Source organism: Paenalcaligenes sp. DL 309, assembly GCF_057475285.1.
Genome location: NZ_JBYBKW010000020.1, coordinates 1 through 8,125 on the forward strand (window position 1 = coordinate 1; position 8,125 = coordinate 8,125).

9 protein-coding genes and 2 pseudogenes are annotated in these 8,125 nt (G+C 59.6%); 8 read left to right on the forward strand and 3 right to left on the reverse strand.

Features of this window, described 5'->3' with window-relative positions:
- The first annotated feature begins 157 nt into the window (after positions 1-157).
- The 3 genes from AC2UZJ_RS12205 (at position 158) to AC2UZJ_RS12215 (ending at position 1,966) form a co-directional block, all read left to right on the forward strand.
- The gene (locus AC2UZJ_RS12205) at positions 158-505 is read left to right on the forward strand and encodes a quaternary ammonium compound efflux SMR transporter QacE delta 1 (RefSeq protein WP_000679427.1); all 348 of its coding nucleotides are present in this window, start codon (positions 158-160) and stop codon (positions 503-505) included.
- Positions 499-1,338, forward strand: coding sequence for a sulfonamide-resistant dihydropteroate synthase Sul1 (gene sul1 / locus AC2UZJ_RS12210; RefSeq protein WP_000259031.1), 840 nt, complete (start codon positions 499-501; stop codon positions 1,336-1,338). The genes AC2UZJ_RS12205 and sul1 overlap by 7 nt, the downstream gene beginning before the upstream one ends.
- Before the next feature lie 127 nt (positions 1,339-1,465).
- Positions 1,466-1,966 (forward strand): GNAT family N-acetyltransferase, encoded by a 501-nt coding sequence (locus tag AC2UZJ_RS12215; RefSeq protein WP_000376623.1) that lies wholly within the window; start codon positions 1,466-1,468, stop codon positions 1,964-1,966.
- Here the strand turns inward: AC2UZJ_RS12215 and AC2UZJ_RS12220 are convergent.
- The 3 genes and pseudogenes from AC2UZJ_RS12220 to AC2UZJ_RS12230 all read right to left on the reverse strand — a co-directional run.
- Positions 1,935-2,927: a TniB family NTP-binding protein gene (locus tag AC2UZJ_RS12220; RefSeq protein WP_001381192.1), complete on the reverse strand. Its 993-nt coding sequence runs from the start codon at positions 2,925-2,927 to the stop codon at positions 1,935-1,937. The two genes, AC2UZJ_RS12215 and AC2UZJ_RS12220, sit on opposite strands and share 32 nt — an antisense overlap.
- Positions 2,928-2,929: 2 nt before the next feature.
- Positions 2,930-4,609, reverse strand: coding sequence for a Mu transposase C-terminal domain-containing protein (locus tag AC2UZJ_RS12225; RefSeq protein ID WP_000179844.1), 1,680 nt, complete (start codon positions 4,607-4,609; stop codon positions 2,930-2,932).
- Positions 4,610-4,683: 74 nt separating this feature from the next.
- Positions 4,684-4,749, reverse strand: a pseudogene (locus tag AC2UZJ_RS12230) (hypothetical protein); the annotation flags it as partial.
- Between AC2UZJ_RS12230 and AC2UZJ_RS12235 the strand changes: the two are divergent.
- From AC2UZJ_RS12235 to AC2UZJ_RS12255, 5 genes and pseudogenes are all read left to right on the forward strand, one after another.
- Entirely contained in the window at positions 4,745-5,428 is a 684-nt protein-coding gene (locus AC2UZJ_RS12235; RefSeq protein ID WP_486950425.1) for a recombinase family protein, read from the forward strand. The pseudogene AC2UZJ_RS12230 and the gene AC2UZJ_RS12235 overlap by 5 nt on opposite strands.
- Positions 5,429-5,553: 125 nt before the next feature.
- Positions 5,554-6,213, forward strand: a complete 660-nt coding sequence (locus AC2UZJ_RS12240; protein ID WP_486950426.1) for a nucleotide-binding protein — start codon at positions 5,554-5,556, stop codon at positions 6,211-6,213.
- Between the two features lie 14 nt (positions 6,214-6,227).
- The gene (locus tag AC2UZJ_RS12245) at positions 6,228-6,488 is read left to right on the forward strand and encodes a ribbon-helix-helix protein, CopG family (RefSeq protein WP_486950427.1); all 261 of its coding nucleotides are present in this window, start codon (positions 6,228-6,230) and stop codon (positions 6,486-6,488) included.
- Positions 6,489-6,566: 78 nt separating this feature from the next.
- Positions 6,567-6,866, forward strand: coding sequence for a hypothetical protein (locus AC2UZJ_RS12250; protein ID WP_486950428.1), 300 nt, complete (start codon positions 6,567-6,569; stop codon positions 6,864-6,866).
- 183 nt (positions 6,867-7,049) lie between these two features.
- Positions 7,050-8,015 (forward strand): annotated as a pseudogene (locus AC2UZJ_RS12255) (replication protein); the annotation flags it as partial.
- Between the last annotated feature and the right edge of the window lie 110 nt (positions 8,016-8,125).

The window sequence follows — 8,125 nt, forward strand, 5'->3', positions numbered from 1 at the left end:
GATGGATTGCTTGGCCTCACGCGCTGATCAGTTGACTGCGTTCATTTACTTTGTGAAGCACGAAGCCGCCAGTCTGCTCGGCTCCACGCCAATGATGTCTAACAGTTCATTCAAGCCGACGCCGCTTCGCGGCGCGGCTTAATTCAGGCGATATATCATGAAAGGCTGGCTTTTTCTTGTTATCGCAATAGTTGGCGAAGTAATCGCAACATCCGCATTAAAATCTAGCGAGGGCTTTACTAAGCTTGCCCCTTCCGCCGTTGTCATAATCGGTTATGGCATCGCATTTTATTTTCTTTCTCTGGTTCTGAAATCCATCCCTGTCGGTGTTGCTTATGCAGTCTGGTCGGGACTCGGCGTCGTCATAATTACAGCCATTGCCTGGTTGCTTCATGGGCAAAAGCTTGATGCGTGGGGCTTTGTAGGTATGGGGCTCATAATTGCTGCCTTTTTGCTCGCCCGATCCCCATCGTGGAAGTCGCTGCGGAGGCCGACGCCATGGTGACGGTGTTCGGCATTCTGAATCTCACCGAGGACTCCTTCTTCGATGAGAGCCGGCGGCTAGACCCCGCCGGCGCTGTCACCGCGGCGATCGAAATGCTGCGAGTCGGATCAGACGTCGTGGATGTCGGACCGGCCGCCAGCCATCCGGACGCGAGGCCTGTATCGCCGGCCGATGAGATCAGACGTATTGCGCCGCTCTTAGACGCCCTGTCCGATCAGATGCACCGTGTTTCAATCGACAGCTTCCAACCGGAAACCCAGCGCTATGCGCTCAAGCGCGGCGTGGGCTACCTGAACGATATCCAAGGATTTCCTGACCCTGCGCTCTATCCCGATATTGCTGAGGCGGACTGCAGGCTGGTGGTTATGCACTCAGCGCAGCGGGATGGCATCGCCACCCGCACCGGTCACCTTCGACCCGAAGACGCGCTCGACGAGATTGTGCGGTTCTTCGAGGCGCGGGTTTCCGCCTTGCGACGGAGCGGGGTCGCTGCCGACCGGCTCATCCTCGATCCGGGGATGGGATTTTTCTTGAGCCCCGCACCGGAAACATCGCTGCACGTGCTGTCGAACCTTCAAAAGCTGAAGTCGGCGTTGGGGCTTCCGCTATTGGTCTCGGTGTCGCGGAAATCCTTCTTGGGCGCCACCGTTGGCCTTCCTGTAAAGGATCTGGGTCCAGCGAGCCTTGCGGCGGAACTTCACGCGATCGGCAATGGCGCTGACTACGTCCGCACCCACGCGCCTGGAGATCTGCGAAGCGCAATCACCTTCTCGGAAACCCTCGCGAAATTTCGCAGTCGCGACGCCAGAGACCGAGGGTTAGATCATGCCTAGCATTCACCTTCCGGCCGCCCGCTAGCGGACCCTGGTCAGGTTCCGCGAAGGTGGGCGCAGACATGCTGGGCTCGTCAGGATCAAACTGCACTATGAGGCGGCGGTTCATACCGCGCCAGGGGAGCGAATGGACAGCGAGGAGCCTCCGAACGTTCGGGTCGCCTGCTCGGGTGATATCGACGAGGTTGTGCGGCTGATGCACGACGCTGCGGCGTGGATGTCCGCCAAGGGAACGCCCGCCTGGGACGTCGCGCGGATCGACCGGACATTCGCGGAGACCTTCGTCCTGAGATCCGAGCTCCTAGTCGCGAGTTGCAGCGACGGCATCGTCGGCTGTTGCACCTTGTCGGCCGAGGATCCCGAGTTCTGGCCCGACGCCCTCAAGGGGGAGGCCGCATATCTGCACAAGCTCGCGGTGCGACGGACACATGCGGGCCGGGGTGTCAGCTCCGCGCTGATCGAGGCTTGCCGCCATGCCGCGCGAACGCAGGGGTGCGCCAAGCTGCGGCTCGACTGCCACCCGAACCTGCGTGGCCTATACGAGCGGCTCGGATTCACCCACGTCGACACTTTCAATCCCGGCTGGGATCCAACCTTCATCGCAGAACGCCTAGAACTCGAAATCTAACGTCCGTTCGGGCATCGAGGTCCATGTCGGGGTGGGACGGGCCCGTGGCTTCAAGATCACTTGCAGTCCGACCGCGATGTCTTGGTTGCGCGAGAGGTTGTCGACAGGCCATGCTGAGTGTGCGATGGTTGATCGCTTCCTCGCCGCTCTCCACGGCGACGATGGCCGCCGCCATCAGCAAGTGCGCCAGTTCCCCTATGGTGCCCTCGCTGCGTGTGAGCAGGTAGCGAGCCATGTCCAGCGTGGCAATTGGGGAAGGCCGGCGCAGCGGGAGCGAAGCGGCGAAGCTGGCCAGCAGTGAGCAGCAATCGTCGTTGGCCTCCCATACCGGCAGCATCATCGGCTCGAAGCGATTTTCCAACTGGTCATCGGAGCGGATGGCTAGGTAGGCGTCGCGCGTGCCTACCCCAACCAACGGGATGCGCAGTTCGTTGCCGAGGAAGCGCAGCAGGTTGAGGAATTCCCGGCGGTTGACGCTGTTGCCGGCCAGCACGTTGTGCAGCTCGTCGATCACCAGCATGCGCACGCCGACCTTGCGCAGCAGTGCCAGAGCCAGTTGCTCCATTTCCGGCAACCGTGGGCGTGGGCGCAGCGGCGCGCCCATCGCGGCGAGCAGCGCGACGTAGAAGCGGATCACGGACGGCTCGGACGGCATCTGCACGACCAACACCGGGATGTGCTCCTGGTCGGCGTCGGAGCTGGCCGGGTGGGTGCGGCGGAACTTCTCGACGATCATCGACTTGCCATTGTTGGTCGGGCCAACCAGCAGCAGGTTGGGCATGCGTTGCTTGTTTGGCCACGCATAAAGGGCTTCCAGCCGGTTCAGCGCCTCGACTGCGCGCGGATAGCCGATCCAGCGGTCGGCGCGAAGGCGCTGGATGCGCTCGTCCGCCGGAAGACGGGCCAAGCCCTGGGCCGCCGGCAGCAGGTGGGACAGGTCGATGATGGGATATTCGTCCACGGCTACCACTCCTCAATCTGGTCGAACGGTTTGGCGGGTGGCAAGTTGTCTGCCTGCGGGTCGGCAATATCCGTATCCGGCGGAACGGGCTTGTCCGGCCGAGCTGATGTCTTGAGGTGCTGGCGGCGATCCGCGTCACGCCGCGCCTTGCGTGTGGCCTTCTGCGCGCTGGTCACAATCTCACGCATCTGGCCGATCATGCGGAACAGCGCCGACTCATCCACCTGTTCGCGCCCTTGCTGCCGCAGTTTCGCCAGCGCCTGCCGTTGTTCCCAGAGGGTGACAGCCGGATGCGACAAGGTACGGTAGGGAATTTCCAGGTAATGCTGTCCCTCCGGTTCCAGGACCCAGATACGGCTGATGTCGCGCGGATCGCGCCGGATCAGAAAGGACGGCCAGCGTTCACGCCGCGCAATCCACGGCTTGAGCGCATCGGCGTAGTAGTGGATGTGGTCGATGACAAAGCCGGTGCGGGTCAGCGTGCGCCGGAGGATCGGCAGAAAATCGACCAGGAACGAAGTAGCGCGTGTGACGACGGCCGGTACGCCGACACGCGCCACGGCCTCGGCCCAGCGCGCGGCCGGCGGTTGGAGCAGGCCGTTGTGCACCGAACCGTGGTAGGTGCCGACCGCCAATGTGAGCCAGCGCTCTAGCTCGCGCAGCGTCAGGGCGGCCTTGTTTTCGGAATCGTAGTCGCCGCGCTGGTCAGGGTTGGAGAAGGTCGTTCCCGGCAGTTCGTCGTGAATCATCTGCATCGCCGTGCCGATGATCCGTTCCACGATGCCGCCATAGTGCGGCTGTCCCAGCGGGCGATAGTCCAGCCGGATGCCATGCTGCTCGCAACCCCGGCGCAGGGCCTCGCTCTTGAACTCGGCCGCGTTGTCTAGGTAGAGCAGCAAGGGCTTGCCGCTCATCTGCCAATCCATTTCCACGTTCAGTCCTTCCAGCCAAGGGCGCTTGTCGCAGGCGACATGCACGAGGCACAGGCCAACCGAAACGGCAGACGGCGCTTCCAGCGTGACGACCATGCCGAGCACGCAGCGGGTGAACACGTCGATGGCGAGGGTCAGGTACGGGCGGCCAATAGGTTGCCGGTCGCGGTCATCGACCACGATCAGGTCGATGACCGTATGGTCTATCTGCACCTGCTCCAGCGGCGCGGTCACGGCAGGAGGCTCGCCGCCCACACCTTGTAGGTCACGAGCGGCATCCTGGCCTTCCCGCCGGCGGATGACCTTGCGCGGGTCAAGGCTAGCGATCCGTAAGGCCACGGTATTGCGCGCCGGCACTCGCAGTTTTTGAGCCTTGCACACCTGAGTGACTTCGCGGTGAAAGGCCGCTAGGCTGCGCTTCTGCTTGGTCAGGAACCGCTTTTGCAGTAGCTCGTGGATGACGCGCTCGACCGGTTCCGGCAAGCGCCCCTTACCTTTACCTCCACCGGACTGGCCGGGCACCAGATCCGTCACGAGGCCGCTGCCTTGCCGGGCACGCCGGATCAGAACGTATACCTGGCGCCGAGACAAGCCCAGCGCCTGAGCCGCCATATCGGCCGCTTCGTGCCCGACCGTCTCCGACTGCGCCAACGGACTGATGATCTCCGCACGACGGCGCGCACGCTCCCAAGCCTCATCAGGCAGAGTGGCCACGCCTTGTTCTGGAATCCGTGGGGTGTCCGTCGCCATGCTCACCTCGCTTTGGTGCACACGAGTATTGAGCATAGTCGAGATTGGTGCAGATCACTTCTGATATTGAACTGTCAGGAGCTGGCTGCACAACAGCCATTACGCCCAATCAACTGGTGCAGTCGTCTTCTGAAAATGACAAAAGGAGCCAGAGCCATGAAAGTTGCGCGGGTATATTTGCGCGTCAGCACGGACGCGCAAGACTTGGAACGCCAAGAAGAAATAATCACGACCGCAAAGGACGCGGGCTATTACGTTGCCGGTGTTTACCGTGAGAAGGCCAGCGGAGCGCGAGCAGACCGCCCGGAGCTGCTGCGCATGATTGCCGACTTGCAGCCGGGTGAGGTGGTCATTGCCGAGCGGATAGACCGAATCAGCCGCCTACCCCTACCAGAAGCCGAGAAGCTGATTGCCTCGATACAAGACAAAGGCGCACGGCTGGCAGTGCCTGGCATTGTCGATTTAACCGACCTGGCCGACCAAGCCGAAGGCGTGGCAAAGGTGGTGCTGGAGAGTGTGCAGGCCATGCTTTTACGCCTGGCTCTACAAATGGCGCGGGACGATTACCAGGAAAGGCGAGAGCGGCAGCGGCAGGGTATCCAGCTGGCAAAGCAGGCGGGCAAGTACCTTGGCAAACAGGCCGACAAGAAACGCCGCGCCCAGGTTATCGCACTGCGAGCCAGCGGCCACAGTATCCAAAAAACCGCCGAATTGACCGGCTACAGCGCGACCCACGTCAAGCGCATAACGGCAGAAGCAAGAGCGACCGGCCAGCTGGCCGGATTGGTACGCCAAGAGGGAAGGGAAAAAGCACCGTAAAGGATTGCAAACAACGATTAAAAAACTATCATCATGCACCTGTTTTAATATTAAAAACGTATTGACCGAAACCCAGCGAAAGGGTATTATTTCACTATCAAGTTAATATTAAAAAGGGGTTAAAAATGATTATCACCGTAGGCAACACAAAGGGCGGAGTTGGTAAAACTACCCTAGCCGTACAGCTGGCAATCTACCGCGCACTGGCTGGCCGTGACGTGTGGCTCATTGACGGCGACAGGCAAGGCACAGCCGCCGCCGCCATTGCAGCCCGAGCAGAAGCGGGCAGAGTTCCAGGCATTGCTTGCGCCCAGTATGCGGACGGTGCAGCACTGCGCGGGCAGGTATTGCAGCAGCGCGACAAGTGGCAAGACATCATCATAGACGCAGGCGGGCGGGACTCTACCGCGCTACGGGCGGCACTGGTTTTGTCTGACGTTCTGCTAGTGCCGTTTGCCCCCCGGTCTTATGACGTGTGGGCATTGGAAGACATGGCCGCACTGGTGGACGAAGCCCGCAGCGTTCGGGACGGCTTGCGCTGCTTTGCGGTGCTGAACCAGGCAGACCCAGGCGAGCGGTCAACGGATAACGCCGAGGCAGCAGCAGCCGTGGCAGACGTTCCACAGTTCGAGTATCTATCAACCCCGATACGCCGCCGCAAGGCTTTTAGCAACGCGGGTGGTGCTGGCCTGGCCGTGTGCGAATTGTCGCCCCGCGACCCCAAAGCAATAGCAGAAATGGAAGAACTGGCCGCATACGTTTTTAATATTAAAACAACTGTATAAGGCGATTAAAAGACATGGCAATTCAACGTAAACCAAGATTAAAACAACCTAGCGCAGCGGATGCCTTTATACAGGGCGCACCTGATGCCCAGGCGCAGCCAGAAGCACCGGCAGGCCAGACGTATCAGAAGGGCGTAAGGAAGGGCAATAAGCGACAAATCAGCCTCACAATCACCCCGGCACTGCTGGAAAAGGTGGACGCTATGGCCGCAGAAATGGGGCAGTCACGAGCCGCCATCATCAACATGGCAATTTATCGCCTGATTGAAGAGTAAGCCGTCAAAACAAAATTAAATATTGTCAGGCGTTAAATAGATTGTATCTTGTGCAAAAAGTGCAGGTAGGGCATGATTATGAATATTGGTTCAATGAGTCTGATAACGCCGGTTGGTGTTCGGGCTTTAATCGCAGCTGGCAGCGTTGAAGATGCAAGCATTCAGGCGATAAGCACGGAAGGGCTAGCGGTCGTTATCAAGACCAAGAAAGAGACCTTTGTTTTAGGTCGTATGCGTGGCGGTATTCGTGTATTTGTGTCTGTTGATGGCGCAGCTTCGGTACTGATTCAGTTTGGTATCAAAGGCTTTTATGTGAATGCAGAAGGCTGGCTACCGCGTACGCTACAAAAGCAGTCTTTAGCGGGTAACGCCGATTGAGGACTTTTAGAAAAGCAAAAGCCCCGTGGACAAACGGGGCTTTGCAGAAACACGAGCTACTGACTTGGGGAAGTCACTAGCGCGACCGCCGTAGAACAGCGGGTTTAGCTAAACATTATTCTACGGCCTTGTTTCTGCTTTGACAACCCTTGTGCTGTACGCGCAAGGCGACCAAGGACAGACATGGCAGCAGAGCAGCTATCACTATTCGACCGGGCGGAAGAAGCCAGGGCATACCACGACCCAGCACGAGCGGGTTTTTTCTCTATTCTGGTCAACGACCAGGGCGAAAAAAAACAGTCGTCTCACCGGCTGATTGAAATGCCCACCGTCCTGGAGCTTATCGACAAGACCCGCGACACCTGGATGACGCAGGCCGAATTTATCCGGCCAAACAGGCGCGTGGTAAACCTTGCCCGTATTGGCCTACTGTTTGCCGACCTGGACACCTACCGCGAGCCATGGGCGACCGGAAGGACACCGGAGCAGCTGGCAGCCTCGGTGCTGTACTACTGCGCACAGGAAGGCATACCGACCCCATCCATGCTGATTTTTTCAGGCCGTGGCATACAAGCCAAGTGGCTACTGGATGGAGTCATACCCCGCGCCGCCTTGCCCCGCTGGAACGCCTGCCAACGCTATTTAGTTGACCGCCTGCTACCCCTTGGAGCCGACCGACAAGCCAAAGACGCAAGCCGTGTGCTGCGCATGGTGGATACCGTCAACCAAAAGAGCGGCGAAATCTGCCGAGTTGTCCACGTTGAAAACGGAGCAGACGGCCAGCCGGTGCGCTATAACTTCGAGTACATGGCCGAAATGCTGCTACCAGTCGCCCGCTGGACGATTGAACAGCAACGCCAGGAACAGGAGGCGCGAGCCAAGCGCCGACAGCTCAAACTGCTACCAGGCAGCAAGTCCGACAACCTGCGCGGATTTTCAGGGCGGCAGCTGGCATGGCACAGGCTGGAAGACCTGCGCACTATTGCCCTGCTGCGCGGTGGAGTCCAGGAAGGCGAGCGGATGCTACATCTTTTTTGGCGTTTAAACTTTTTGCTTTTGTCCGGCGCGACCCACAGCGGCCAGATGTACCACGAAGCCAAAGCCCTTGCCCGAGAGATAGCCCCCGAATGGGCGCACAACAGCAAAGAGGGGTTCTAGGGATTTTCCGTCCAAAAACGACAAAGTGCTCTGGAGGCCCCGCCATCTGTGGCCTCCAGAGGGGTATTACTTTTTTCGAGATCCCTATTTTGGCTCTATTT

Excerpts from the sequence above, each read along its gene's own strand:
- AC2UZJ_RS12225 (WP_000179844.1), bottom strand. The coding sequence starts at position 4,609 with ATGGCGACGGACACCCCACGGATTCCAGAACAAGGCGTGGCCACTCTG.
- AC2UZJ_RS12250 (WP_486950428.1), top strand. The coding sequence starts at position 6,567 with ATGAATATTGGTTCAATGAGTCTGATAACGCCGGTTGGTGTTCGGGCT.
- AC2UZJ_RS12205 (WP_000679427.1), top strand. The coding sequence starts at position 158 with ATGAAAGGCTGGCTTTTTCTTGTTATCGCAATAGTTGGCGAAGTAATC.
- AC2UZJ_RS12245 (WP_486950427.1), top strand. The coding sequence starts at position 6,228 with ATGGCAATTCAACGTAAACCAAGATTAAAACAACCTAGCGCAGCGGAT.
- sul1 (WP_000259031.1), top strand. The coding sequence starts at position 499 with ATGGTGACGGTGTTCGGCATTCTGAATCTCACCGAGGACTCCTTCTTC.
- AC2UZJ_RS12215 (WP_000376623.1), top strand. The coding sequence starts at position 1,466 with ATGGACAGCGAGGAGCCTCCGAACGTTCGGGTCGCCTGCTCGGGTGAT.
- AC2UZJ_RS12240 (WP_486950426.1), top strand. The coding sequence starts at position 5,554 with ATGATTATCACCGTAGGCAACACAAAGGGCGGAGTTGGTAAAACTACC.
- AC2UZJ_RS12235 (WP_486950425.1), top strand. The coding sequence starts at position 4,745 with ATGACAAAAGGAGCCAGAGCCATGAAAGTTGCGCGGGTATATTTGCGC.